Source organism: Undibacterium sp. GW821-FHT07F11, from assembly GCF_059418665.1.
The window spans coordinates 75,946-100,655 of record NZ_JBWKQH010000006.1; the positions used below are offsets into that span (position 1 = coordinate 75,946).

Below are 24,710 nucleotides of genomic sequence, written 5' to 3' on the forward strand. Positions count from 1 at the left end.
AATCGAATTGTAGTAAGAAGGCAAAACAGGTCGCCCATGGGTGACCTGTTTTATTTGGTGCAATGATCAGGTTATCTGTTTGAACTTTCTTTCTACATCGTCCAGATAAGTCCGCATGGTTTTCTCATGCGAAAACACATAGGTGGCAAAGAAGCGCATCAAGGGATTGGGCACACTGCCAGCTTCCGTGATACGCAATTGGCTATGGCCATTCTTATCACTGAACTCAAATGTCCAGGTGCCGGAAAACGGCAAGGCGGGGTCATCGATTTTCGAGACGATCAACAGATTGGTTTTGTCTTCAATAATCCGGTAAGGGATTTTGCCGTGACCTGATTCTTCTATATAGCGCAGCTCCCCATCTTTTTGCATGGATTTGATACCCGTGCGCCAGCCTGGGTATGCTTCATAATCGCGTACCAGTTGATACAGGCTGGTGACAGGAACAGGGTAATCCTGAGTCAGGCTCAGCTTGTGGTCTCTGGGGGCCAGCATGCCCAGGGTGAAAACGATCAGTGCGATCACGATTATGACGCTGACAGCAATCATTGCAAACTTCATTCGGTATCCTCTCTTTTTATCGTTAATCTGAAACAGGCTTGCGCCAGCAATTCCAGTCCGGCAATGGCCTGTTCCATTTCTGTTGCCGTCATTTCAGCCAATACGGCTGCCAGCTTGTCTGCTTCCAGCACTGAACTTCTACTCATCACATCCCTGCCTTTTTCTGTCAGCCGTAACAGATGGGCTCGTCTGTCTGTTGCTATCTCCATTTCCAGCAAGCCCTGAGCCATCAGATATTTAACCGCTTCCGACATGGTTGACTTGGTGATACCCAGGTGCCTGGCCAGTTGCGCCTGGGTCATGGCATCAATCGAACTCAAATGCGCCAGTATCGTTGCATCACGTTGTGATATAGCCACTCCGCTTGCCGGCGTTGGCTGGTGATCCGCATGACAGGCATGATAGATGCGCGGATACGCTGACTGTACGCGGTAGATGAATTCGGTTTTGTCCATGGTCAACAAGTTCCAGTCTAGTTAACAACATACAGGTTCGTCAAAACGAACCATTTCAAGAGTATATGAGTGCGCTGACATCAGCATATTTCATCTTGCCTTACAATTGCGTCTTACTGAAATCTCTGGACACATCATGCAAGCACGTTCTTTCATTGCTATCGCCGCTATCCTCATGTTCATAGGTGTCACTGCCGGTGCCTTTGGTGCGCATGGTTTGAAACAGATGTTGAGTGCCGACATGCTGGCGGTATGGCAAACGGCAGTGACTTACCAGATGGTGCATGGTCTGGGCATGCTGGTGCTGGGCATCATGTTGCAGCAACAGGATAATGCCTTGTTGCGCAAGGCGGCCTGGGCCATGTTGGCAGGGGTCATTATTTTCAGCGGTAGTCTGTATGCACTGGCGTTGACTGGCGTGCGCATACTGGGTGCGATTACACCGATAGGTGGGGTGGCATTTCTGGCTGGATGGGCGATGCTGGCATGGGCAGCAATCCGTCGTTAATTCTTAACGGTGCGTCTGGCCAGTTAATTTGCTCAAAGAGGGTTTGCAGTTTTGCCGTGCGTGCCGGATTGATCATGTGCATATAGGCCAGCTTGCCTGCCAGATGAGCGCGAAAATCGATATGTCCTTCGCGATTTTGTGAAGCTGGGTTACTGCGCAGGCAGTTAGTCAGAATCGCTTTCAGGACATCGTAATCTGTGCGCTTGATATTGCAATGGCTGTTGACGACGATGCCCGTAACTTGCTGCCTCGTCGCGGCTCGCATGATGCGGGTCTTTTTGTAGTTCAAAACAAAACCTTCTTCTACAGCAATGGCCGCCACTTGCGGGATGAAGCGTGCCAGACTTTGTTCAAATTTTTTATCGCCAGAAAATGTCAAGTCATCCGCATAACGACTATAGCTGGCCTGCATACTGCCCGCCAAAGCTTGCAGGCGCATATCGAGACGATAAGCACAAAGATTGGCGAGGGCAGGCGAGGTCGGTGCACCTTGCGGTAGATGCAGGCTGCGTAAGAGATGCGAAGAACTGACTGAGGCAAGTGGGCCGTCGGTTTTTTCCTTGACGACACCGGTAGGTGTGCGGTTGCTGCATAGTCGTGCCAGCGTACCCGCAACTTTTTCCGGATAGCCCAGTTTGGCAAACAGTGCATGCAGGCGTGAACCCGCAATACTCGTAAAAAAATCTTTCAAGTCCAGTCTCACGACGACACGCTTTCCCGTGTGTTGTGCTGCATGGCTGAGGCTGGAGCGGCTCAGTTGGAATGCTTGCGCTGCTGCATGCGGTGGTACCCGGTTCAGTAGCTGTTGCAGGATTTTTCTTTGTATATTGCGCAGGCGTGACATGGGTATTTCCAGTAAACGCCAGCCGCCAGTTGCTTTTTCCAGCCAGCGGTAATGGTAGTGTCCGAGTTGTGGTGAGGCTTGCGCATCCTGCCGCCATTGGTCGGCAAACCAGGCCAGTTCACTGACTGTCAGATTCAGGTGTCTGGCTAAATCAGCCGCATTGCTGAATTCAGGCAAGGCAAGGGCTTGCAACCATGCCGGTTTTTCTGGTGCGATGGCTGGCTGCAGGCAATATTGTTTGACTTGAGGTTTGTCTTTACTTCGCCAGGCGTCGTTGAAACCATGGTCATCCAGTATCAATGTAGCCATTTCATGGCGGCTGTAATGATAAAAGTGCGGGCCAGCATGCAGTTCAATTTTTCGGCACAGTGACGGTATCCAAGGCCATTTTTTACCCAACACCCAGCTCATGTTTTTTATCAGGGCGATATGGCTGACTTCGCCTGCCAGTAAGGCATCGGCGATAGCTAAGGCGACCTGCTTGGGTGTGTCCATGAATGTAATTTAGGGGGGGGCGGCGCAGAGCCTGCAACCAGTCTCGTATAGTGTGAGCTGTCCTGCATGAAGTGCAGGCAGGCTCACGCGATGAAATACCAGGTAATTTTATCCCGCGGGGTAACCCCGCAGAGACGCTATGGACTTGCGTTTGAGCGCCAGCTTGCAGGATACGCCGCAGTGCGAAGATAGAGTAAGCAAGCTAGCCTGTCAATTCTAATCCTCGAATTGCAGGTTGCAAATATTACTCACTATATTTCTCTACTGCTTTTTGATAGGCAGGACGCGCCGCAACCATATCAACAAAGCGTGTCAGGTTAGGAAAGGCTTCACGGCCCGCACCGCGCACGGCTGATTGTACTGCGAAAGACAATTGTATGTCCGCGCCTGTCAGACTGTCGCCAACAAAATAATCACGGCCTTGCAGTTCGCCATTCAGATAACTGAAGTGGTTTGCCACCTCGCCATTGATACGTGGGTGTAAGGGGGCACCGGCTTCACCCAGGCGGCTTACATACAGTTTCAACAGCAGCGGCAACATGGCTGAACCCTCGGCATAGTGCAGGAACTGCACATAGCGGTTGTAGTCAGTCGTGTCCACTGCAGGGGCAAGACGGCCATTACCATAGGTACGTATCAGGTAATCGATGATGGCGCCGGATTCTATCAGGGTCTGGTCTTTATCACGCACAACAGGGGCTTTGCCCAGTGGATGGATTTTTTGCAGTTCTGGCGGTGCCAGGCGGGTCTTGGGGTCGCGGTCATACGAAATGACGGTGTAATCCAGCCCCAGCTCTTCGAGCAACCAGGTGATACGGCGTGAGCGTGATTCTTTTAAATGGTGAACTTCTATCATGGGAGCCTCGCAGTGTGGGATATCGGGAAAATTGGAAAAACTCATTATGCCCAGTTTTCCGCAAGTGTGTGATGAGACTTATTGATGAGCTAGAGCCTGCGCTCTAGACTTTCTTCAAAGAATCGTCACCAGCGTCACATCCCTGACATAAGGTAATCCTACTATCTCTCTTTTTCCAGGGGAGTAGCCAGATGCAAAACGATCAGAAGAAAAATTCAAAAGCGCCAGCAAATATCGCCAGACGCGGCTTTGTCATCAAGATGTCTTCCGTCGCTGCTGTCATGGCATCGGGTGGTGTGCTGACTGCCTGCGGCGGTTCTTCCACAGTATTGAATGGCGAAATGGCAGCCTTTAATTATGGCGTGGCCAGTGGCGACCCTCTGGCGGACCGTGTGATCTTGTGGACACATGCCAAGATATCGACCGATGCCAGCGTGGACCTGACCTGGCAAATGGCAGCAGATGCCAGTTTTTCTACCGTGCTGTTTTCTGGCAAGGTGACAGCAAGTTCCGGTTCAGGATTTACCGCCAAGGTCGATGCTACCGGCCTGGCTGCCAATACTGAATATTACTATCGCTTTGTGGCACCAAATAATAGTGTTTCCCCTGTTGGCCGCACCCGTACCCTGCCAGTTGGTAATGTCGATCAGGTCAAGCTGGCAGTGTTTTCTTGCAGTGATTATCCTGCCGGGTATTTCAATGCCTATGACAGCGCAATCTCTTCAGGCGCGCAATTCGCCCTGCATTTGGGTGATTATATTTATGAATACAAGGATGGTGTTTATCCACCAGCTGCGTCGCAAGTTGCAGGCCGTGTTTCCGCACCCGCCAGTGAGATCGTCACAGTCGCCGACTACCGCGCCCGCCATGCCCTGCACAAGGCTGATCCTTATCTGAAAGCCCTGCATGCACGCATGCCCATGATCACCATCTGGGACGATCATGAATTTGCCAACAATGCCTGGATAGATAGCGCAGAAAACCATAATCCGGCGACGCAGGGCACATGGGCAGCACGCAAGGCTGCGGCCAGCCAGGTCTACCATGAATGGATGCCAATACGCTCACCAGATACCGCCAATCTGCTGAAAATCTACCGTTCCTTTGACTTCGGTAACCTGCTGTCCCTGCACATGCTCGATACCCGCATCATAGGCCGTGAACAGGCACCAGATCGCATGCTCGATGCGCAGGGCCGTGATGTGGCTGACCCCAAGTTCCTGCCCTATACCTTCAACAAGAACAAGCAATTGCTGGGCACTACCCAGCAAGCCTGGCTGGATACGCAAATGAGCTCGTCGAAAGCGATCTGGCAGGTATTGGGTAACCAGACTGTCATGGGGCGCGTGCAATTGCCCGCATCTGTGCTGCAAACCAATTTGAGCGCCGAATCGGTGACTGCTTACCTGACTGCCAAAGCGACCCCGGCAGCGGCGCAGACCCAGGCGCAAAAGGATTTGCTGGACCCGATGAAGAATCCCAAAATTTCCTATACCTTCGACAACTGGGAAGGTTATCCCAACGCCCGGGATGCTGTATTCAATTCAGCAGCGAAATTGAAAACAGCAGGCAAGAAATTCCTGGTCTTGTCCGGTGATAGTCATAACGCCTGGTTCAATAAACTGACGCTGGCTGATGGCACGCAGGTCGGTGCAGAATTTGCTGGCATGTCAGTCACTTCTTCCGGTTTTGAGGGGGTGTTCCCGCCTTCTGTGGTGCCACCCGCAACACTGGCTGGCACCATCAAGGCGCTGGTGGATGACATCACTTACATCGACACTTATCGTCGTGGCTATATGCTGATTACTGTGACACCTACCCAGGCCAAGGGTGAGTATGTGTATGTCAGTACCGTCACCAGTTCCAGCTATACCACCAGTGTGGATGCTTTTACTTACGCTGGCTAAACCCGGTTCAATGGGAGTCGGGCGATGACAGTACATTGCCTGACTCTCGGTATTCCATTGCCAGTACTTCGGCATTTGAATCAGCTTCAATCGCCACAAAACCTAGCTGGCGATACAAATACAGTGCCGCGGGATTATCACGGTATACACGCAAGCTGACCACAGCCATGCCAGTCCCGGCGATGGCTTGCTGCATCAATTGTTGACACAACAGTCTGCCATAACCCAGGCCGCGTGTTGCTGGCGAAACGATGATGCGACCAAGGTGCACACGCAGTGCATCGCGTTTCCAGAATTGAGCAAAGCCGACTGGCAGGTCATGGTGATCAGCCAGCACCAGGCTTTGCGAGTCTGGTTTTGCCAGCAGATCAGGCAGGTCTGCAACTTCAAATGGAAATACCAATTGTGGCCCGGCCCAGCGGGCACATGCCTGGGCATCGGTGATCCAGTTGGCGACGACGGCGTAGTCCGCTGCCCGTGCGGGACGTAAGCGTGGTGACATTTCTTCAGGAAGCAAGCCAGTGAGCCGTCAGCATAGCCTGGGTTTTAAGCGGCAGCAATGGAATGTCAGTTTTGAACATAAAACGGTATTTATTTTGCAATTTAACCGTAGACTGAGTTGATCCGGATAACGATAATCCGCACGTGGCTCTGCACTGCACGCAGGCTGCAATTACATGATGCACCAGTTGAGGCGCATCCCATGATGAAATCCTGACGAACCTACTTAAAAAGTCATCTATGTCAAATGCACTTGCTGGTAACGCCGGACCGGTAAATCCCATCCATGGCAATAAATTGAAAACACTGGGTCGCTGGAGTGTCAGGCTCATGCTCGCCACTGTCTTGATTGTGGTATTGCTCATCAGCTTGTTTCTGGTAATTAATTGGAAGGATGAGACCCTTTCAGCTCAAGCCCAGGCTATGTCGCAGGAAAAGCCGGTGCAGGTAGCAGATGCGCAGAATGGCTTTTATATCTTGAAAATGATGGATGCGCCTGCGGATACCGACGTATTCAAGGCCGGGCTGGAAAAGGTGAATGTAGAACGCGCCCTGTATCTGAGAAACCGGGGAACTTATCAGGCACCGGTACAAAATGCGACTCCCCCAAAGGTAGTGAAATTCAACTGGGATCAAAAGAATTGTCAGCGCACCACCAATTGCGTGCAGGACACACTGGCACATAGAAGCGAGGTGTCAGAACAGATGAAGAGTAATCAGTTACTGCTGCAACGTTATGAAATGATGCAAAAGACGGGCGACTTTGAAGAGCGCCTGTTGCCAACATTTACCGCTGAACTTCCCTTGTATGGCTTACTGCTGAAAGCCATGGAAATGCAAACGGCACAGGCTGTTTTTGATATCGCAGATGGCAAGCTGGACGCTGGCTTGCAAGCTCTGGAAAACAATAACCGCTATGCCAGATCGGTGCTGAAAAATAGCTACAGTCTGATTTCCAAAATGGTGGCACTGACTGGTCTGCGCAAACAGATGCGTGCGGTGAGTGAGTTGGCAACACTGTATCCGGTATTGAATTCGCAGTATGCAGCACGTATGAAGCAACTGGTCAGCCCCATGTCCGATGCTGAACGCAGTCTGTCCGCAGCTTTTTCTTATGAAGCCTTGTTAGGTATGCGCTTTAATGAGGATTTACGCAATAGCAAACAATCTGCAGAAGTTGTCGATGCCGCAGAAGTACCCTGGCCTGCGTATTCCCTGCTCAAGTACAGCTATCAGTCGAATGCCACAAATAATCTGTTAGCGCAGTATTGGGGCATACTCATCAATGGCGCAAAGCAACAATCGCCTGATATTACTGCCGTGGAAAAACAACTGGCAGAACTGGAAGGGCAGCGACTTGGAACAGGCGTCTTCTCATTTCACCATTATGTCTATAACCCGGCGGGTAAAATCCTGGTGCAGATTGGGATACCAAGTTATTACTCTCAGTATCTTGAAAAAAGCATAGATGCCGAAGGTTATATGCGGCTGGTGGCCTTGCAGCTGGACATACTGGAGAAAAAAATTCCTGTCGCGGATATCCCTGATTATGTGGCGAATGCTGGCAAGGCGTATCGTAATCCCTACGATGGTACAGCCATGACATGGGATGCTCATAAACAGCAATTGCAATTTGTCGGTCATGAAAAAGCCACAAGTAATCCTGATGGTGGCAAAATGAGCGTCATCCCCATGAGTTGAGTTGGAGCCGCATGTCTGGTTTAGTGGTGCTTGTCGTTTTGTTCGCTGCATTTTTGCATGCCGCCTGGAATGCAGTCATCAAGGTTGGCAGCAACAAATACTTTAATACGGTATTGGTGACTTCTGGTGCTGGCCTTGTTTGTATCGCTGTCCTGCCTTTTGTGCGCCAGCCTGCGGTGGACAGTTGGGTGTTCATGCTGGCTTCGGTTGCTTTGCAAGTGGTGTATTTCTATTTGCTGGCAGCAGCTTACCGGCATGGTGACATGAGTCAGGCATATCCCATCATGCGCGGTACTGCACCCTTGCTGGTGGCGCTGGTCAGCGGCAGTGTCATTGGTGAGGCCGTGCCCGCTTTACGCTGGCTGGGTCTGGGCATGCTGGTGCTTGGCATACTCGGTTTAAGCCTGGCCGGACATACGAAAACGCAGGGTACAACGCAGGCCTTATCGAGCCGTGGTTTTGCCTTGCTGAATGCCTGCTTTATCGCCGGATATACCGTGGTAGATGGCATAGGTGTACGCAAGTCAGGTGCACCAGCGGCCTATACCATGTGGATTTTTTTGCTGACCGCATTAGTGTTGGTAGCTGTCGTCATGCTCAGGGACAGGCAGGCATTTTTTGCTTATATCAGGGGTAAATATTTCCTGGGCATCGCTGGTGGTGCAGCTTCAGTGGCCTCGTATGGACTGGCATTATGGGCCATGACCCTGGCACCTGTGGCTGCCATTGCCGCCTTGCGTGAAACGTCCATCCTGTTTGCCACAGCGATTGCAGCATGGGTTTTGCATGAAAAGATCTCAGCCCGGAGGCTGGCTGCCATCTTGCTGGCGGTGGCTGGTGCGGTAGTTATCCGCTACACCTGAAATGCCTGCTTACTCTTTGATGGCTTCGACACTGAATGACAAAGTCACTTCATCGCTGACAAAGGGCACATAGCGGCCCACGCCATAATCGCTGCGCAGGATCTTGGTATTGCCATTCGCACCGCAGGCGCGCTTCAGGTACAGGATCATGAAGCGGCATTCAAACTGGGTGATATCCACTGTCACCTTGCGCGTGACATCCTTGATGGTCAGATCACCTTCCACTTGTACCAACTTGTCTTCATTGAAGACCATCCTGTTCGACTGAAAAGAGATCTTTGGATATTTTTCTACATTGAAAAAACTTTCCGAACGCAAGATCTTGTTGAAGGTATCTGAACCGGTATTGATGGAGTCGGCCTCTATGGCAATTTGCAGGCTGCCGGTTTTGTTATCCATATCCAGCTCTATGCTGCCGCTATTCTTGTCGAAGCGGCCACGCTGCAAGGACAGGCCCCAGTGCTTGTATTCAAAATTGCTGAAGGTATGTTCCTGATCGACCACATATTTGTCTGCGGCGATTGCAGTCAGGCTGAATCCGGACAATAACAGCAGCAGGCATTGTTTGAACATGGTTGTTTCCGAATAAAAAAGCAGTAACAGCCATCATAAGCTGTTACCGCCTGACTTACCAGTTGAGCTAAACGTCTTAAGATTTGACGAACTTCAGTGTCATCCTGTCGCTTTCACCGATTGCTTCGTACTTGGCCTTGTCCTTATCCTTGTTGGTCAAGGTAGGTGGCAAAGCCCAGACGCCGTTTTCATGGTCAGCCATATCTTTTGGGTTGGCATTGACTTCAGATTTTGCTGCCAGTTTGAAACCTACGCTCTCGGCCAGTTTGATGACATAGCTTTCATGTACATAACCTGAGCTGGCTTTTTCATCCTGGGTTTTGCTGGCTGGCAGGCGATGTTCAACCACGCCAAATACGCCACCTGGTTTCAGGCTGTCATAGGCACTCTGGAACAGGGCTTTCATGGCAGGTTCGCCATTGCCTATCCAGTTATGGATATTCCTGAAAGTTAGCACCATATCAACGCTGCCCTTGGCGGCATAGTCCAGCCTGGTTGGTGGTGTAAACACGCCCATTTGTACCTTGCCATAGACTGCTGGTGTGGCATCCAGTTTTTGTTTGAAACTGGCGGCGCCCTTGCTGACGGCGGGGTCACCGAGGGCGGCGATCATCTTGCCATTGTCGCGCAGATACGGCGCCAGAATTTCTGTGTACCAACCACCACCAGGTGATAGTTCAACTACCGTCATAGTTGGCTTGATGCCAAAGAAAGTCAGCGTCTCGTAGGGGTGGCGTGCGCCATCACGTACTGCATTTGCCGGAGTGCGTTGCTGTCCGGCAATGGCCGCTTTCAAGGCATCATCGGCAAGGGCTGCCTGGCTGGCAGCCAGACCTGTGATCAGGCTCATGGCGAGCAGAAATTGTTTCATTCAAAGTCTCCTAAGGAAAAGATGTAAGACTGCCAGGCCGGGTAAACGTTCCGCGACGGAGCAATTGTTTATCGTGCAACGCATCATAATTGTTTCTTGAAAAGTTTGTTTGCGGTTATTTGTGGCTGAACATGTTGAATGGCAGGTCAAGCCGGAAATCAGGTATCTGTCATGCAAATGTAAAAAAGAAGGGAAAAATTGCGGAGTATAATAAGCCTCGCATTTCTCACTTAAGTTTTTCATGAAAAAATCATTCCTGCTTTTCTTTCCCCTTGCATTGTCTCTTGTGCTTCCAGCTTCATCCTCGGCGCAAACGCCGGTATTTCGTTGTGAAGTTGATGGCCGTGTTGTCTGGTCAGACCATCCTTGCAAAAGCAAGGGCAAGGTAGTGACTGTCAAACCCCTGGCATCGCAACCTGCAAAAAACGATAAATCAGCCAAAGCGCAGCCAAAATAAATACTTACGCTTGTTGCTGCATGTTTTCATGGTCATCACTATTGCCTTGCAGATAGTTTTCTTTTTCAGGAACTTAGCTAAATCACTATAGTCTCAAGACAACAATTATTAAGGAGACTGTGATGAAAAATTCGATTTCCCGTCGCCATGTTCTGGGTGCCTTACTGGCATTGGCCAGTTTACCTGCTGCTGCTGAGTGGGGAGATGGCTGGTTCCGGGGCAAGGGTGTCGAAGGCTCAGGCAATATCCAGAAACAAGACCGCGCTGTCACTGGTTTTTCCGGCATAGACCTGGCCTTGCCTGCCAAACTGGAATTGCGTCAGGGTGACAAGGAAGGCGTGCAGGTAGAGACTGACGATAATTTGCAGGCACTGGTGGAAACGGTGCTTGAAGGCGGTAATTTAAAAATCCGCAATGCGGAAAAAAATACCTATCCCAAAACCAGGACCATGAATATCGTGGTGTACTACAAAAACCTGGACAAGATCGCCGTCAGCGGTTCAGGCAAAGTCTGGACAGACAAGCTGGCAGCCAAAGAATTGCAAGCCAGGATAGGTGGTTCTGGCGATATACAGATCAAGGCTTTGCAGGCCGATAGCCTGCATGTGGCCATAGGCGGCAGTGGCAATTTCATGGCCGCTGGCAATGTCAACGAGGTAGCAGGCACTATCGGCGGTTCTGGCGACATCAAGGTCGGCAAGCTGGAGGCCCGGAATGTCAAAATCAAGATAGGTGGCTCTGGCGCTGCCCAGGTATGGGCAAAGGACAAGCTGGATGTCAGCATAGGCGGCTCTGGTGATGTCAGCTACTATGGCGACCCAAAAATCAGCAAGTCCATAGGTGGTTCTGGCAGGGTAACGCGCAAAGGTGACACGCCGGGCTGAGATCGGAAACAGGTTCTAAGCTGCCACCTTAGTGAATATCTGTGAAGATCATTCATTGCTGACTCATACTGCCTCAGGGCATATAAAATAGCATCGTAGCGCTGATCCTTTTCAGCGCTGCGAGAGAAATTTTATTTGCCAGGGGCAGCTAAACCATGAATGACACTGATCGCCAATTGCTATCTTTGCTGAGAGATAATGCCCGTATCTCAGTGACCGAGCTGGCGAAAATATTGCGACTGTCACGCGCTACGGTACAAAACCACATCAGCAAGCTGGAAGAAAGCGGTGTCATTGTTGGCTACACCGTCAAACTCAAGCCTGCCAGTGAAGCACACCGTATCCGTGCCTGGACCACAATAGCAGTAGAGGGCAACAAAGCTGCCGCCGTTATCAAGGCTCTTCGTGGTGAGCCAGGCGTGGCAGCCTTGCATACGACCAATGGCCGCTGGGATATTGCGGCAGAGCTGCGCGCCGATAACCTGGAATTATTCGATCAGGTATTGGGGCGTATACGCAAGATAGACGGCATTGCCAATACCGAGACCAGCATCCTGCTATCTACCCACAAAGTATAAGAGGGTAAAGTCCTATCCAGTGAGGCAAGCTGTGGATGTACGCTGGGGTAAAAATATCTCAGCCAGCATGCAGCGCGCACTGCCACCACCGAGGCGCTCTATATTTTCTATCGGTGCCAGCACTACGTTCGCATTAGCAGAAATCATTTCTTGCTGGGACACAGTCAGTGCTGTCCAGGCCTGGCGTGACATGGCAAATACTGCCTTGCCATCAATGGATTTCAGTTCCAGCATATTGCCGGCAAAGGCTTCCATCTGATTCCAGTTGATGGCGATCATCTGTTTGCCAGAGGCAGTCAATATCGCGCAGACGGTATCTCTCTCAGTGACATCAGTGATCGCTTCCGTGCAGACTATCGCCAGGGATTTGCCGACACACATCATGACATTCGTATGATAAATCGCCTGAGCATGGCGGTCATGCGCATGGAACCAGATGGCACGATAGCCTGTGTGGCGCATGAACTCCTGCATCACAGCCGGGTGGCTGCGAGAAGAATGGCAGATGTAGGCGAGCTGATGTTCATGATCGAGCACCATGGACCCTGTACCTTCCAGATACAGCGCGCCAATTTCAAAATGTCCGAAGTCGATGACTTCACGAATATGGAAGTTCTCGGCAATTTTTGCCAGCACGGCGGCCCGTCTTTCCTGTCGTCGGTTTTCCGCTTCCATGGGGTAAAGAAATACCCGCCCGTCAGCATGGCAACTGATCCAGTTATTCGGGAATATGGAATCCGGCGTATGCGGCAGTGGTGTGTCATTGATGACGGTCACACCAACGCCAGCCCGCCTTAAGGCATCAACATAGGCATCAAATTCCTGCAAGGCATGGGCTTGCGCCTGGGTGGCGTGGTTTTCTTCGTGTTGAAAGGCATTGCTGCCCGCAGTTTGCGGATTCGATATGAATCTGGCAGGGCGTATCATCAACACCTGGTCTGTGGTTTGCATGTATTTGTCTCCAGTGATTTTCTGATGGAGAGTATGCGGGCCAGTGTTGTTAGTAAAAAGCAGGCAATATGATCAATTTGCACTATAAATTTGCAGAATGATAGGTTAAATTGACTTATTGCTTATGTTTTGCTGTGCTGCTGTCGTACTGACATTGATGAACCTCAGCGCAAGGGCATGTAGATATTACTTAATAAATCAGCGGGTGCAGTATCGCGCGGGTTGTTCAGGTACTCTTCAAACGGCGGCGCATCGTCGATTTCTTCCCCTGATGCAGGCAGCCAGACGCCAAAGAACCAGCGATAAACCGGCTGCATGTCAGAGTAAGGGCCTTTGTAGGTCAGCACTGCATATTTGCCACCGCGCAGTCCGGTCAAAGACAATGGTGCTTGCAATGCCTGCTCAGGCAGGGGCTGCGGCGCACTGATGCAGGCTTTGGAGCGCAACTTGTCTTCATCCACAGTCATGGCATCGTCATAGTAAATCCCGAACCAGCGGGTATCTTCCCTGAATAATTGCCGCGATGCGGCGCAGCCAGTCAGGATATCGAAGGTCTTGCTGATCCCCATGTAACTGCCGGTATTATCTATGCTCAGCAATTGCACAGGCGCGGTGTTGGTGATGCTAACCGGGAAGTGCAGGTCACCGCTGAGTTCATCTGGCAGCGGGAACTGCTGATGGCTACCTTCCTTGCGATAACGTGCAGGTGGTTGCCCATAGACTGATGCAAAAATGCGGGTGAAGGATTGCAGGTTGGGATAACCAGAAAATTCCGCGATTTTATCTATCGCCATGTCGCTGCGCGCCAGCAAGGTGGCCGCTCTTTGCAAGCGCAAGCGCTTGACTGTCGCCACCACGCTTTCTCCATGAATGGCACGGTAGATGCGGTGCCAGTGGTAGGGTGACATGCAGGCGATTTCGGCCAGCTTGTTCAAATCCAGGTCTTCATCCAGATGCGCATGCAGGTAATTGGTGACGCGGCTCAGGCGACGTTCATAACTGACTTGCAGGGCTGGATTGGTGGACAATGCGGACATGCTGGCCTCAGGATAATAATGTGGCGCTTATTTTATACCGATGTAGATCGCAGCTTGAGTTGCTCCCTGATACTCTTCAAAGTCAGTCAGGTAAAGGCGCTGATGTTCAGTGCTATTCGCAAAATAAGACCAAACTTTGCCCCAGCCCTCTATGATGGCGGCAGGCATTTCACCTTGGCATTCAAATACCATATAACGACCGGCAGCAATACTGACGTTAGCCAGTTCTGCTGAAGCTGCCATGACTGCAACACCGGCAGTCACATTAAACAAGCCATTCGCATCGCTCTCATAATTTGAATACACACCATAGATTTTTCCATCGCCAGTTTTTGCGGGCAAGGTCTCCGGCAAATTTTTGGCAAAGAATTGTCCCCACAGAGGACCTATCTTGCCCTTGGCATTATCTGCTTCATCGGCATTGCGGGTACGTACTTGCAAGCCACTGATCTGGAAGCTGCTTATTTCTACAACTTTTTCTACGATTTTTGTTTGCATGGTTTTATCCTGTTCTGAAAATGATGATGGGTTCTATTTTTTCATGGGTTGGCGGATGATGGTCTTCCAGTTTTCCGCTGCTGCCTTGCGTATGTCACTAAGATAAATTTCGTGATGCTTGCCTGTCAGCTTGCCATGTTCGTCGATGTATTGATGCAGGCGGTCTATGGTCGGCCCTTCTTCACTGAACGGGCCTTTGTGCAGGATTTGTGCGCAATGGCCTTCATTGAATCTTTCAAAACGTAATTGCTGCAATGCTGGCAGAGTTTTTTTCTTGCCCGCTGCCGCAATGGCATCTGTCACCATCTCAGCAGTGATAAAGTCAGGCTGCATGATCATCATGGTCCAGCGCCATTCGCTTTTGCGGTCTGCTACAAAAGCAGCCATATCATCAGCCCACCAAAGGCCCTCAAGTGGCATGACGGCATAATCAATTGCGGCGCTGCTTTTCCTGATCATGAACTTCAGGGTGTAAGCTACTGTGAACAGGGTTTCTACGGCTGCTGCATAGCTGTCTGAAAAGTTTGGATCACCCTGGCCATCTATCATGAGAAAATTAAATGCAGGGACATCCACCTCATTCACGGTAGCGGCCGATGCCTGATAGACAGATTTCAGTTGTTTCTTCAAATCCAGTTTATCCATGATGAAGGTGTGTACTAGTCAGCGAGGTGCTCACCTTAACATGAAGGGATTTGACAAATCTTGCGGACTTGCAGTCCATTAGTCTGGAAAAGGAAAAGTGATGAATGAAAATTTGACGATACGCTGTGCTGCAGAAACTGACATCGCAGCCATGCAAGCCCTGATCGCACGGTCAGCGATACAGCTCAGCACATCCTTTTACACACCTGAGCAGGCGCATGCTTTGCTCACGCATGTGTTTGGTGTTGATACGCAGCTCATCCATGACCAGACTTATTTTGTCATAGAAGAGCAGGGCAGCATGCTGGCCTGCGGCGGCTGGAGCAAGCGCAAGACCTTGTTTGGCGGCGACCAGGCCAAGCAGGGCGTGGATAACTTGCTTGATCCCGCAACAGATGCGGCACGCATACGGGCTTTTTTTGTCGAGCCAAAGGCTGCGCGCCGTGGCCTGGGCCGTCTTTTGCTGGAGCATTGCAGTGCCCAGGCACAGGCAGCGGGTTTTACTATACTGGAACTGGCCGCCACCATGCCGGGGGAGCCGCTTTATCTGGCTTGTGGTTTTACGGTGTTTGAACGCTTCCAGCTGGATTTGCCTGGCGGCGTAGTTGCACCATTAAGTCGCATGCGCAAGCACTTGGTTTAGCATACTTGCCATTGGGAAATGAAGGAGGTTTGCAGGCAAGGCATATTATTAAATAGCTATTGATATTTGCAACTGTTCCCTCACATGCTGCTCAACGCGCACAATGGACAGATAATACTGTGTTCCCTCAGAGACAAATACCTGGTTTTCAACTGCTGTACACATGCAATCAAAGTGGCAATTTATGCCAGCCTGTTGTATCTTGTTGCACACATAGATTTTTCTGAAGAGGTAATTCGCGTGAAAGGTATCCTGAAGTTTCTGGCTGCTGCCAAGCTGGTCGAACTATCTGATGAAGAAAAAATGAAGTTGCATGGTGCTGATCCTGCAGAAGAACTGATGGAAACCGGGCATGCAGCCGAAAGTGAAGCGCCTGTGGCAGACAATATCAATGCCAGCCAGGACCTGCCACCACCCATAGAATACGCAGCTGCCGATGTTGCCGAGGGCAAGTCTTTTGACGATATCTTTAAAAGCGCCCAGATACCAGATTCTCCTTTTCCGGCTGAACGACTGCTCAGATTGCTTGATGGCCTGCGCGCCATGGACGAGGCTACCCGCAAGGCGGCAGTGCACGCCATGGATGCAGCGGATGATAACTGGACCATCGACGATTCTGTCATTGATGCACAAAGAAAAATCGCTGCGCTGGAAGATTATCAAAAGGCACTGGAGTCCCAGCTTACGGCCAACCAGCAACAGGTAGTTACTGAAGTCGCTGATTTGAAACAGGCTGAAGAAAGAGCTGTGACTGAAATCCGCAAACAGATTGCTGAAATGGAACGGCTGCTGGAGCGCGAGATACAAAAAACCGCTGAACAGATCACTAATCTGGAAGGTGGCCAGAAAACTGCAAGGGAAACCTGTGAACGCGAAGTAAAGCGCTTGCAGACAGAGATAGAAAGATTGCGCGAAATCCCTGCGCAATTTTCGCACTGAGTTCTGAGCAAACGATACTGAACTCACACTGACTAACAACACATCATCAAGGAATGACCATGGCTACAGCTAGCCCCCTTGCAAAAGGACTTATTGCAGTGATTATCCTAGGCGCCGCAGGCTCTGCAGCCTGGAATCTGGCGCTCAAGGACTGGTGGGCCAACCGGGCCGACGCAAAATCTGGCGCGACCGTAACAGCCAGTGCGCCGGCAACAGGCAAACCGAATGCTGTAACGCCGTCGGGCAAACCTGCCCCTGCACCAGTTTCTGGTAGCGGGCCACTCGGGTCTGGTGGCAACCCCCTGAAGGTCAGTATCGTCAGCTTCCATGGTTATGCGCCTGCGCTGGTTGCCAATGGCAATAGCCTGACTACACAGGCCAATTCCATTTATGCGGCCAAGGGCGTCAACATGCAGTTCGTCATTCAGGATGACATCCCGGCGCTGGCAACCGTGTTTGAATCAGGTGCTGCGCAATGCGCATGGCGTACTTCTGACTCATGGGCGCAGGAGCAACCTAATTTGCGCAATGCCGGCCTGGATGCACGTGCTGTCATGGTGGTCGATAATACCCAGGGTGCAGATGCCGTCATCGCCAAAGACGGTGGCATACGCACGGTAGAAGACCTGGCTGGCCGCTCAGTGGCAGTGCTGCAGTTCACGCCATCGCATGGCATGCTGATTGATGCGATAGAAAATTCGTCCATGACGGCACGCAAGAAAGAAAGCGTCAAGTTTGTTTTCATCAATGCCGATGAAGGTACGGCGGGTGTACGTGCCGCACTGGAATCAGGCAATGTTGATGCTGCCGCCCTGTGGGATCCTGACCTGTCACTGGCCTTGCGCAATGTCAAAGGTGGCCACGTCGTGTATTCCACCAAGACTGCCACCAACCTGATTTTTGACATTATGGTGTGTGACAGCCGCGTACTGGCAAAAGAAGAAAACCTGCCGGTCATCCAGAAGTTTGTTGAAGGCTGGATGGAAGGTGTGACACAGGCACGTGCCAAACCTGATAATGCCGTCGATGCCCTGGTCAATACGGAAGAATTCTTCAAACTGCTGGCCAAGCAGGAAGGCAAGCCTTTCATCAAATCACTGTTCAGTAACCTGGTATGGACAGGTCTGGAAGACAATGCCCGTATTCTGGGCCTGGTTGGTGGTACTAACCACTATGACCGTGTGTATCGCCGCTTTGATTCCATCTACCGTGCGGCAGGTGCGCTGGCAAATCCAAAATCGCCAGTCATCAATCCGCAAGACAGTTTTGACTACCGCTTCATCAAGGCCATGCTGGCCAAGAACACGGCAGTAGAAACTGCTGCAGCCAAGCCCCAATACCAGTTTACTGAAACTGCACAAAAAGTGGCTACCCAACAAGCAGCCAGCGTCACCAAGCCAGTTACCGTGAGTTTCACTACCGGCAGTGCAGAACTGACCAAGAAAGCCCAGCGTGTGGTCGATACAGAAATGGTGCCTTTCATAGAAAACAACGGCAGCGCTTATTTTGAAGTCAGCGGCAATAGTGATAGTGTTGGTGCACGGGACTCCAACCTGCGTCTGTCACAGGCACGTGCGGCGGCGGTTGTGAAGTATCTGAATGAACAATGGGAATTCCCCAAGGCGCGTTTTAAAATTGTTGGTAATGGCCCTGACAAGCCACTATGCAATGAAGACAATCCTGCGGCTGATGGCCTGGCGCTGGAAGATTGCCGTGCCCTGAACCGCACTACCCGTATTGGCGTATTTTCACGTTAAGCATCATGACGACATTCTGGAATCCTTATGCCGTCATGTCGCCTGGCTTGCGACGCCAGTTGGGCATAGCATCTGTCGCCACGGTACTGGTGCTGTGGGCTGCGATTGCTGCATCCGGCATGGTCAGTCCGACCAGGCTGCCATCGCCCTGGGCAGTGGCACAGGCCATGCTGTATCTGGCATGGAATGAGGGTAACAGCATGTTGTTCAATGCCACCCTGTGGTCGGCTGGCCGGGTATTGGCGGCTGGCCTGCTGGTGATTGCTATCGGCATACCAGTGGGTGTCATGATGGGTGCTGCACCGCGTTTGAATGCCTTGCTGTCACCGCTGATAGATCCTTTCCGTTCTGCCCCTGTGGTCGCTCTGCTGCCCATACTCGTCATGTGGCTGGGCATAGGTGAGGTGATGAAGATCGCCTTCCTGTTCATCGGTGCGGTGGTGTACCTGGTGCCCATGGTGCGTGATGCCATACAGGCTGTGCCACAAAGTTATTACATCAGCGCCCGTGACCTGGGTGCCACACCTTGGGAATGCATAACAAAAGCCGTGCTGCCCATGGCGATGCCGCGTATTGCCGACGCTGTCGTGGTCAGTATCTCGGTCATGTGGACTTATATTACCGTGGCTGAATACGTCAATGCCCGTGAAGGCCTGGGCCAACTGATACAGAACGCACGCCGCTTTAGCGCCATGGACCAGGTGTTTGCCGGCATCATCGTCATCATTGCACTGGCACTGGTGACTTACCAGTTGATGCGCCTGTTGAAAAGAAAGCTCTATCCATGGGAAACTTCTCAGTGAGCACAGATACCAAGACGGAAACCATGACGGACAATATGGCGGACAAAAGCGCAGACAAAAGTGCTGCAACTACCATGACAACGACCACCGACATCAGCCTGCAACTCAATGAAATCGTGCAGGAATATACCAACGAAGGTGGTCCGGTCACGCGCGTGATTGATGGCATCAGCCTGTCGTTTGACAAGCCCACCATCAATATGTTGCTGGGCCCGTCGGGCTGTGGCAAAAGTACCTTGCTGCACATGATGGGTGGCGTGCGTCCTTTCGGTGTGCAATCACCCACATCCGGTTCTGTACATATCAATGGCGAAGCATGTGATGGCCCGCATGACGATGCCGTCATGGTATTTCAGCGCTATGCAAACCGCCCTGATCTGACAGTCTATGAAAACGTGGCATTTCCATTTCGCCTCGGTTTGTGGAAGAAAAAATTCCCCGAAGCTGAATGGAAAAAACGCGTAGACGATATGCTCGAAGCAGTAGGGCTGGCTGACAAGAAAAACCTCTCGTCTGCGCAATTGTCAGGCGGACAAAATCAACGTGTGGCACTGGCGCGGGCGCTGGTATTACGCCCACGTATCCTGCTCATGGATGAACCCTTTGGCGCGCTTGACGCACAAACCCGTGAAGAAATGCAGCGTCTGCTGATCACTTTGCATAAAACCAGTCCCTGCCTCATCGTATTCGTCACGCATGATGTGACTGAGGCCTTGCTGCTGGGCGACCGTGTCATCGTCTTGTCTACCCAGCCTGCCAAGATCGCTGACGACTTTGAAATTACCGAGAGTCGCCCACGTTCTGCAGTATGGCAACGTTCTACCGAGGCAGTTACCATGCAGGAACGGGTGCTCTCACAACTCCACAAATTAAGCGCCGGACGCGGTACGCTCAGAGTCACCATTTGAAATAACGAATTGAAATAAAAACGTGCAGATCAAACAAGTTTCATATGTGAAGGAAATGCTGTACAGCCAGGGCAATGTCTTTGCCGTGCTGGGTACCGTCGCCGCCAGCGTATTGATATCCATACCCTATGGTTTCAATGCCGCGCTGATTCCCCTGATAGGCCTGGTGGCTGGCGAAACCATCGCCGCCATGTTCATACCGTATTCAGAAAATTTCCGCGCCACTGTCGACAAGAAATACCGGGAACAGGAAAGAGCGGCATCGAGGCAGCATTTCCTCGAAGAGATACACAAACGCGAAGGCATCGCCTTCAAGGTATTCGGTTCCATGGATGCCTATCAGCGCATGCTGCAGCATGTGGCCTCCCTTTATCAGTATGCCAGTGACAGCCGCACCAGTCTGTCCATGAATGACGTGGAAAAACTCGACGATGCTACCCTCGATTACCTCAGCATGTGGCTGGCCCTGACGGTGATAGAAGAGCGTGCAAACTCGGTCAATATGAGAGAAGTGGAAATGCGCCTGGAGCGCATAGATCAGGACCTGGCAGATATCAAGCCAGGCATGGATCAGTTGCAATTGCAAAAGGCGCGCAATGATTATTTGTCCCTCATCACCAGACAGCGCCGCATGCTCAGTCGCAAGGCGGCGATAGAAGCTGCCATCATTTCCATGCCAGACCAGATGGATGAGATTTACCAGACCATCATGACCGCACCGACTTCGTCTGACGTTGATTCCAAGCTGGCAGAATCGATAGCCAAGCTGGGACTGGAAGAAGACCTGGAAGCGGAACTCGAAGGAGCATTGCGCGATACCGTGCCTGTCATTTCGCAGGAGCTGGAAAACCGCCGGCAAAGCCGCGTCGCAGGCGGGGCAAGAGTGCAAGCGCAGGCACAGAAAAATACACAGTAAACGGGAAGGCGAGCATCATGGAATACAACATCATTACGCAGGAAGATTTGCAAGGACTGGCAGACTTTGAGCTGGCGCAGTCACGCGTGAAGAACGCACTGAGCCATGCCGGTAAGGATGGTGCCGTGGGCCTGCTGCGTTTCTTTGCACGCTATACCAGCTGGAATGGTTTTTTTGGTTCCGGCGTGGCTTCGCTATCTGGCAAGATAGGGCGTTCGCGTACCACTTTTGTTGACCAGACCATCGCAGAGCGCCTGCTGAATGACCGCAGTGTCTTTGTGGCGAGTTTTTTCTTTGATGCCGCGCGTGATGAGTTTGATGACCGCGATACTGTGCATCGCGATACTCATCGTTGCCTGGCCCAGGCGACACTGGCTGGCTTGTTGCGTTTTGCCAGACAGCAAGGCTATGCTGCTACTACCGCAGAACTGAATAAACTGCTCAATGAGCCCGCCTGGCTGAAAACCCTGAATGCCAAGGTGGCACAAGGCTACGGCAACGGCAGCGAAGACAGCAGGGATGCCATCATGGCAGCGATAGGCTATCATCTGGGATCAGAAATCCTGGCTGACCGCGAGTTCTCGATGATAGATGAATACCTGCGCAAAGAACAAAAAGAAGTGACCCGGTTCCTGAAAAAGGCAAAGCAGGATATCGCCGGTCAAAGCCATTCATGCTATCAATGGTTGCAGATACATAGTGGTCATGGCGGCGCAGCCGAGGCTGACCATTTTGAATGGGCCACCAAGGGTGCCGAACTGGCCTTTACCTATAGCCCGAAAAAGGAACATGCAGCCATGCGTGCCAGCCTGGACCTGGGTTTTCAGACTTTTGCCAAACATCACAAAACCTTCTTCGAAGCGATTGTTCGATAAACGTGGTTAATTCACAGCCAACTCACGGTCAATTATTTACCTAAAAGAGGAACATCATGTCTGACAGTAATTTCATCGCCCGCTTATCCAATCTTTGGTCAGGCTTCGTCTCATTGTGGATCACCGACGTGGAAAAACGCCACCCGGAAATTGCCTACCAGAATTCCATCGATTCCATGATCAGCAAGTACACCAAGCTCAAGGCTGCTACCGCCGCCATCATACGCCGCAGGCAGGATGTAGAAGCTCGTTTGAAGGCTGAACAAGCCGAACTGGCATCCATCACTGCCGACCTGGAAGGCGCTATCGCCACTAACCAGGACGATCTGGCAGTCGTGCTGATACAAAAGAAAAATGCCCTCGATGCCAGCGTCGCTGCCCTGCAAGATGACATGAAAATTGCCCAGACCGATGCCGATGATGCCAAGGATTCTCTGCTGCAAGTCAAGGGCGAGATCGATAAACTCAAGGCAGAAAAAGACCGCATGCTGGCGCAGATGCACAGTGCGCAAGCTCGGGTGTCAATACAGAACCAGCTCGAAGGCTTGTCTGTAGATGCCGAAGTCAAGGCCCTCAGCAATGTGCGCGACCATATTAAAAACACCGTGGCTGAAGCCAACCTTGGTCAGGAATTGCGCAGCTCTGACCTTGACGTGCGTCTGGCAAAACTCCGCCAGAGCAGCGGTGCAGTCACAGCCAAGCAACAACTGGAAGACATGAAAAAAGCCAGGGCTAGCCAGGCAGCAGGTACTGCCGCTGGTGGCAAGACAATGTGATTGATGCAGGTAATCAAGCGGTCAAAGAAGTGATTAATGAAGTAGTCAATGTGATAGAGCAAAAATCCATGAGCGAACCTGGCACTAGCAAGCGCATTCTGCCCGTCTGGGCAGAACAGCTGAGGCAGAAATATCTGGCGGGCGAGGCTTCTGTCTTCGTCTTGTATGGCAATGTATTTGACCGCTACCTGGTCGATGGTGTCGCCCATGGCATGTCTGAATTCTTGTCTCAGGTTTTATTGAAGGACAATAAAAACCGCATCATGGAAATCAGCCTTGACCGCGGCGTGCGTTTCCTGCAAGGCGCAACGACAGAGGAGAAGGAAGTCTTGTACGGCTATTTGGCTGACAAGGGTTTGCCGGGCATCTTTGAATCGGTAGAGCGGCGCATGCGTGAACATGCATCGAATGCCGTGATCTTCCCTTATGCGGGCACGATCTTCCCGAATGGCGACCCGCAAATGATGTCGCTGGAAGACCGCATCGCCTTCACCACCCTGCATCGCTGGTCACTCGATGATGCACTGGCGCAAAAAGACAATGTTGTCATCTTGTTGTGTGAGTCACTGGCCGAGATCAATCAGGCCATCATGTCCAATCCCAAGGTGGCTGCAGTAGAAGTGCCAATTCCGCAAGAAGCAGAGCGCGAAACAGCGGTCAGGCATTACGCCCCCAAGATGGAAGAGCAGCAAGTCAAATTGCTGGCGAAGCAAACTGCTGGCCTGCGTGTGATACAACTGAGCAGCATCGTTGCTGCTGAAGGCCCGCAAGGCCTGCGGGAAGCAGAGCGTACCAAACTCATCGCCAGTCTCTTGCAAGGCCAGGCCAATGCAGAAGACCGGGCAGCAAAACTATCAGCCATCACGGCAGGCATGACACCGGAAGAAATCGCCCACCTGATAGACCCGGGCAAGACTCTCTCGGTAGATGTCGATATTGACCCCTATTCCGAAATGATGGAAATAGTGCGCAAGCGCAAGCGTGAGCTGATAGAAAAAGAATGCGCTGGCCTCATCGAGTTTATCGAACCCAAGCATGACCTTAGTGCTGTCGGTGGCAACGAACATATCAAGACTGAATTGATGGAAATTGCCAAGGCCATTAAATCTGGCGACAAGGCAAGATCACCCATGGGTTTGCTGGCAGTTGGTGCGATGGGCGCAGGCAAGACCTTTGTCATCAAGGCATTCTTGAAAGAAGCGGGATTGTCAGGCGTGAGCCTGAAAAATTTCCGCTCCAAATGGGTGGGTTCGACTGAGGCCAATCTTGAGCGTGTGCTGAATGCCGTCAAGGCCATGGGGCCGATAGCCGTCGTCATTGATGAAGGTGACCGCAGCTTTGGCAAGCAGGGAGATGACTCTGACGGTGGTACCAGTTCACGCGTGATTGCCCGTCTCAAAGAATTCATGTCTGATACCGAGAACCGCGGCAAGGTCTTGTTCATTCTCATGACCAACCGTCCTGATAAACTCGATACCGATATCAAGCGCCCTGGCCGTCTGGACAGGAAGATACCTTTCTTTTATGCCGACACTGCCACTGAACGTGCTGACATCGTCAAAGCAATACTTAGCCGTTACGACGTCAAATGTTCAATAGACTGGGCCAATACCCTGCCTGTGTTTGATGTCTTGCGCGGCTATTCAAATGCCGATCTGGAAGCAGTAGCCTTGCTGGCGCTGGAATTTGCCAAGCGTGGCGATGGTGAAATTACCTCAGCAATTTTTGAGATGGCCGTGGCCGACTTCATGCCACCGCAAGAAACACAAATGATAGCCTTCATGGAAATGCTGGCCGTGTTTGAAACCTCACGCCGCTCCATGTTGCCGGACCGCTTCAAGAATATGACACCGCAAGAAGTGCAGCAGCAATTGCAAGTCTTGCGCAATGCGATTTAAATTCAATCTA

General features: G+C 51.5%; 27 protein-coding genes. 16 read left to right on the top strand and 11 right to left on the bottom strand.

What is annotated here, in order from left to right; genetic code table 11:
* Positions 1-66: 66 nt before the first annotated feature.
* Positions 67-561 (bottom strand): hypothetical protein, encoded by a 495-nt coding sequence (locus tag AC07OI_RS15930; RefSeq protein ID WP_492704643.1) that lies wholly within the window; start codon positions 559-561, stop codon positions 67-69.
* Entirely contained in the window at positions 558-1,016 is a 459-nt protein-coding gene (locus AC07OI_RS15935) for a MarR family winged helix-turn-helix transcriptional regulator (protein ID WP_495257887.1), read from the bottom strand. The genes AC07OI_RS15930 and AC07OI_RS15935 overlap by 4 nt, the downstream gene beginning before the upstream one ends.
* A 136-nt stretch (positions 1,017-1,152) precedes the next feature.
* On the opposite strand from AC07OI_RS15935, the gene AC07OI_RS15940 reads away from it, so the two are divergent.
* Positions 1,153-1,524, top strand: a complete 372-nt coding sequence (locus AC07OI_RS15940) for a DUF423 domain-containing protein (RefSeq protein WP_492704645.1) — start codon at positions 1,153-1,155, stop codon at positions 1,522-1,524.
* Here AC07OI_RS15940 and AC07OI_RS15945 read toward each other — a convergent pair.
* Both AC07OI_RS15945 and AC07OI_RS15950 read right to left on the bottom strand, forming a co-directional pair.
* Positions 1,454-2,863, bottom strand: a complete 1,410-nt coding sequence (locus AC07OI_RS15945) for a reverse transcriptase family protein (protein WP_495257888.1) — start codon at positions 2,861-2,863, stop codon at positions 1,454-1,456. The genes AC07OI_RS15940 and AC07OI_RS15945 overlap by 71 nt on opposite strands.
* A 244-nt stretch (positions 2,864-3,107) precedes the next feature.
* A complete protein-coding gene (locus AC07OI_RS15950) occupies positions 3,108-3,764 on the bottom strand; it encodes a glutathione S-transferase family protein (RefSeq protein ID WP_492704647.1) in 657 nt (218 codons plus the stop codon).
* Between the two features lie 146 nt (positions 3,765-3,910).
* On the opposite strand from AC07OI_RS15950, the gene AC07OI_RS15955 reads away from it, so the two are divergent.
* Positions 3,911-5,626: an alkaline phosphatase D family protein gene (locus AC07OI_RS15955; RefSeq protein ID WP_495257889.1), complete on the top strand. Its 1,716-nt coding sequence runs from the start codon at positions 3,911-3,913 to the stop codon at positions 5,624-5,626.
* A 7-nt stretch (positions 5,627-5,633) separates the two neighbouring features.
* Here the strand turns inward: AC07OI_RS15955 and AC07OI_RS15960 are convergent, their stop codons facing one another.
* Positions 5,634-6,128, bottom strand: coding sequence for a GNAT family N-acetyltransferase (locus tag AC07OI_RS15960; protein WP_495257890.1), 495 nt, complete (start codon positions 6,126-6,128; stop codon positions 5,634-5,636).
* A 239-nt stretch (positions 6,129-6,367) separates the two neighbouring features.
* On the opposite strand from AC07OI_RS15960, the gene AC07OI_RS15965 reads away from it, so the two are divergent.
* On the top strand, positions 6,368-7,828 hold the full coding sequence (locus tag AC07OI_RS15965; RefSeq protein WP_495257891.1) for a hypothetical protein: 1,461 nt from the start codon (positions 6,368-6,370) through the stop codon (positions 7,826-7,828).
* Positions 7,829-7,839: 11 nt separating this feature from the next.
* The gene (locus AC07OI_RS15970) at positions 7,840-8,691 is read left to right on the top strand and encodes an EamA family transporter (RefSeq protein ID WP_495257892.1); all 852 of its coding nucleotides are present in this window, start codon (positions 7,840-7,842) and stop codon (positions 8,689-8,691) included.
* Positions 8,692-8,700: 9 nt separating this feature from the next.
* Here AC07OI_RS15970 and AC07OI_RS15975 read toward each other — a convergent pair whose 3' ends face one another.
* Positions 8,701-9,264: a YceI family protein gene (locus AC07OI_RS15975; RefSeq protein ID WP_492704652.1), complete on the bottom strand. Its 564-nt coding sequence runs from the start codon at positions 9,262-9,264 to the stop codon at positions 8,701-8,703.
* Between the two features lie 76 nt (positions 9,265-9,340).
* Complete coding sequence (locus AC07OI_RS15980) at positions 9,341-10,135, bottom strand: class I SAM-dependent methyltransferase (protein ID WP_495257893.1); 795 nt, start codon at positions 10,133-10,135, stop codon at positions 9,341-9,343.
* 241 nt (positions 10,136-10,376) lie between these two features.
* Here AC07OI_RS15980 and AC07OI_RS15985 point away from each other — a divergent pair, with 241 nt between their 5' ends.
* From AC07OI_RS15985 to AC07OI_RS15995, 3 genes are all read left to right on the top strand, one after another.
* Positions 10,377-10,592 carry a DUF4124 domain-containing protein gene (locus AC07OI_RS15985; protein WP_495257894.1) on the top strand — a complete coding sequence of 72 codons (216 nt, stop codon included), beginning with the start codon at positions 10,377-10,379 and terminating at the stop codon, positions 10,590-10,592.
* Positions 10,593-10,714: 122 nt separating this feature from the next.
* Positions 10,715-11,476, top strand: a complete 762-nt coding sequence (locus AC07OI_RS15990) for a head GIN domain-containing protein (RefSeq protein ID WP_495257896.1) — start codon at positions 10,715-10,717, stop codon at positions 11,474-11,476.
* Positions 11,477-11,631: 155 nt separating this feature from the next.
* Positions 11,632-12,054: an Lrp/AsnC family transcriptional regulator gene (locus AC07OI_RS15995; protein ID WP_492704656.1), complete on the top strand. Its 423-nt coding sequence runs from the start codon at positions 11,632-11,634 to the stop codon at positions 12,052-12,054.
* Positions 12,055-12,066: 12 nt separating this feature from the next.
* On the opposite strand, the gene ctlX is transcribed toward AC07OI_RS15995, so the two are convergent.
* The 4 genes from ctlX to AC07OI_RS16015 all read right to left on the bottom strand — a co-directional run bounded on the left by ctlX (position 12,067) and on the right by AC07OI_RS16015 (position 15,185).
* Positions 12,067-13,005, bottom strand: a complete 939-nt coding sequence (gene ctlX / locus AC07OI_RS16000) for a citrulline utilization hydrolase CtlX (RefSeq protein WP_495257897.1) — start codon at positions 13,003-13,005, stop codon at positions 12,067-12,069.
* Positions 13,006-13,169: 164 nt separating this feature from the next.
* Complete coding sequence (locus AC07OI_RS16005; RefSeq protein WP_495257898.1) at positions 13,170-14,042, bottom strand: AraC family transcriptional regulator; 873 nt, start codon at positions 14,040-14,042, stop codon at positions 13,170-13,172.
* Positions 14,043-14,069: 27 nt separating this feature from the next.
* Positions 14,070-14,540 (bottom strand): GyrI-like domain-containing protein, encoded by a 471-nt coding sequence (locus AC07OI_RS16010; RefSeq protein WP_495257899.1) that lies wholly within the window; start codon positions 14,538-14,540, stop codon positions 14,070-14,072.
* Positions 14,541-14,573: 33 nt separating this feature from the next.
* Positions 14,574-15,185, bottom strand: coding sequence for a GyrI-like domain-containing protein (locus AC07OI_RS16015; RefSeq protein ID WP_495257900.1), 612 nt, complete (start codon positions 15,183-15,185; stop codon positions 14,574-14,576).
* Positions 15,186-15,285: 100 nt separating this feature from the next.
* Here AC07OI_RS16015 and AC07OI_RS16020 point away from each other — a divergent pair, with 100 nt between their 5' ends.
* The 9 genes from AC07OI_RS16020 (at position 15,286) to AC07OI_RS16060 (ending at position 24,700) form a co-directional block, all read left to right on the top strand.
* Positions 15,286-15,828 (top strand): GNAT family N-acetyltransferase, encoded by a 543-nt coding sequence (locus AC07OI_RS16020; protein WP_495257901.1) that lies wholly within the window; start codon positions 15,286-15,288, stop codon positions 15,826-15,828.
* A 240-nt stretch (positions 15,829-16,068) separates the two neighbouring features.
* Positions 16,069-16,767, top strand: a complete 699-nt coding sequence (locus AC07OI_RS16025; protein ID WP_492704662.1) for a hypothetical protein — start codon at positions 16,069-16,071, stop codon at positions 16,765-16,767.
* Between the two features lie 59 nt (positions 16,768-16,826).
* A complete protein-coding gene (locus AC07OI_RS16030) occupies positions 16,827-18,524 on the top strand; it encodes an OmpA family protein (protein WP_495257902.1) in 1,698 nt (565 codons plus the stop codon).
* A gap of 5 nt (positions 18,525-18,529) precedes the next feature.
* Positions 18,530-19,327, top strand: a complete 798-nt coding sequence (locus AC07OI_RS16035) for an ABC transporter permease (protein ID WP_492704664.1) — start codon at positions 18,530-18,532, stop codon at positions 19,325-19,327.
* Positions 19,324-20,235, top strand: coding sequence for an ABC transporter ATP-binding protein (locus tag AC07OI_RS16040; protein ID WP_495257903.1), 912 nt, complete (start codon positions 19,324-19,326; stop codon positions 20,233-20,235). The genes AC07OI_RS16035 and AC07OI_RS16040 overlap by 4 nt, the downstream gene beginning before the upstream one ends.
* 22 nt (positions 20,236-20,257) lie before the next feature.
* A complete protein-coding gene (locus AC07OI_RS16045) occupies positions 20,258-21,151 on the top strand; it encodes a hypothetical protein (protein ID WP_495257904.1) in 894 nt (297 codons plus the stop codon).
* Positions 21,152-21,168: 17 nt separating this feature from the next.
* Positions 21,169-22,026 (top strand): hypothetical protein, encoded by an 858-nt coding sequence (locus AC07OI_RS16050; RefSeq protein ID WP_495257905.1) that lies wholly within the window; start codon positions 21,169-21,171, stop codon positions 22,024-22,026.
* 56 nt (positions 22,027-22,082) lie between these two features.
* Positions 22,083-22,802 (top strand): PspA/IM30 family protein, encoded by a 720-nt coding sequence (locus tag AC07OI_RS16055; RefSeq protein ID WP_492704668.1) that lies wholly within the window; start codon positions 22,083-22,085, stop codon positions 22,800-22,802.
* Complete coding sequence (locus AC07OI_RS16060; RefSeq protein WP_495257906.1) at positions 22,799-24,700, top strand: ATP-binding protein; 1,902 nt, start codon at positions 22,799-22,801, stop codon at positions 24,698-24,700. The genes AC07OI_RS16055 and AC07OI_RS16060 overlap by 4 nt, the downstream gene beginning before the upstream one ends.
* Positions 24,701-24,710: the final 10 nt, after the last annotated feature.

What these genes read in the sequence shown, in the direction of transcription:
- AC07OI_RS15930 (WP_492704643.1), bottom strand. Translation starts at nt 561, where the DNA reads ATGAAGTTTGCAATGATTGCTGTCAGCGTCATAATCGTGATCGCACTG.
- AC07OI_RS15935 (WP_495257887.1), bottom strand. Translation starts at nt 1,016, where the DNA reads ATGGACAAAACCGAATTCATCTACCGCGTACAGTCAGCGTATCCGCGC.
- AC07OI_RS15940 (WP_492704645.1), top strand. Translation starts at nt 1,153, where the DNA reads ATGCAAGCACGTTCTTTCATTGCTATCGCCGCTATCCTCATGTTCATA.
- AC07OI_RS15945 (WP_495257888.1), bottom strand. Translation starts at nt 2,863, where the DNA reads ATGGACACACCCAAGCAGGTCGCCTTAGCTATCGCCGATGCCTTACTG.
- AC07OI_RS15950 (WP_492704647.1), bottom strand. Translation starts at nt 3,764, where the DNA reads ATGAGTTTTTCCAATTTTCCCGATATCCCACACTGCGAGGCTCCCATG.
- AC07OI_RS15955 (WP_495257889.1), top strand. Translation starts at nt 3,911, where the DNA reads ATGCAAAACGATCAGAAGAAAAATTCAAAAGCGCCAGCAAATATCGCC.
- AC07OI_RS15960 (WP_495257890.1), bottom strand. Translation starts at nt 6,128, where the DNA reads ATGTCACCACGCTTACGTCCCGCACGGGCAGCGGACTACGCCGTCGTC.
- AC07OI_RS15965 (WP_495257891.1), top strand. Translation starts at nt 6,368, where the DNA reads ATGTCAAATGCACTTGCTGGTAACGCCGGACCGGTAAATCCCATCCAT.
- AC07OI_RS15970 (WP_495257892.1), top strand. Translation starts at nt 7,840, where the DNA reads ATGTCTGGTTTAGTGGTGCTTGTCGTTTTGTTCGCTGCATTTTTGCAT.
- AC07OI_RS15975 (WP_492704652.1), bottom strand. Translation starts at nt 9,264, where the DNA reads ATGTTCAAACAATGCCTGCTGCTGTTATTGTCCGGATTCAGCCTGACT.
- AC07OI_RS15980 (WP_495257893.1), bottom strand. Translation starts at nt 10,135, where the DNA reads ATGAAACAATTTCTGCTCGCCATGAGCCTGATCACAGGTCTGGCTGCC.
- AC07OI_RS15985 (WP_495257894.1), top strand. Translation starts at nt 10,377, where the DNA reads ATGAAAAAATCATTCCTGCTTTTCTTTCCCCTTGCATTGTCTCTTGTG.
- AC07OI_RS15990 (WP_495257896.1), top strand. Translation starts at nt 10,715, where the DNA reads ATGAAAAATTCGATTTCCCGTCGCCATGTTCTGGGTGCCTTACTGGCA.
- AC07OI_RS15995 (WP_492704656.1), top strand. Translation starts at nt 11,632, where the DNA reads ATGAATGACACTGATCGCCAATTGCTATCTTTGCTGAGAGATAATGCC.
- ctlX (WP_495257897.1), bottom strand. Translation starts at nt 13,005, where the DNA reads ATGCAAACCACAGACCAGGTGTTGATGATACGCCCTGCCAGATTCATA.
- AC07OI_RS16005 (WP_495257898.1), bottom strand. Translation starts at nt 14,042, where the DNA reads ATGTCCGCATTGTCCACCAATCCAGCCCTGCAAGTCAGTTATGAACGT.
- AC07OI_RS16010 (WP_495257899.1), bottom strand. Translation starts at nt 14,540, where the DNA reads ATGCAAACAAAAATCGTAGAAAAAGTTGTAGAAATAAGCAGCTTCCAG.
- AC07OI_RS16015 (WP_495257900.1), bottom strand. Translation starts at nt 15,185, where the DNA reads ATGGATAAACTGGATTTGAAGAAACAACTGAAATCTGTCTATCAGGCA.
- AC07OI_RS16020 (WP_495257901.1), top strand. Translation starts at nt 15,286, where the DNA reads ATGAATGAAAATTTGACGATACGCTGTGCTGCAGAAACTGACATCGCA.
- AC07OI_RS16030 (WP_495257902.1), top strand. Translation starts at nt 16,827, where the DNA reads ATGGCTACAGCTAGCCCCCTTGCAAAAGGACTTATTGCAGTGATTATC.
- AC07OI_RS16035 (WP_492704664.1), top strand. Translation starts at nt 18,530, where the DNA reads ATGACGACATTCTGGAATCCTTATGCCGTCATGTCGCCTGGCTTGCGA.
- AC07OI_RS16050 (WP_495257905.1), top strand. Translation starts at nt 21,169, where the DNA reads ATGGAATACAACATCATTACGCAGGAAGATTTGCAAGGACTGGCAGAC.
- AC07OI_RS16055 (WP_492704668.1), top strand. Translation starts at nt 22,083, where the DNA reads ATGTCTGACAGTAATTTCATCGCCCGCTTATCCAATCTTTGGTCAGGC.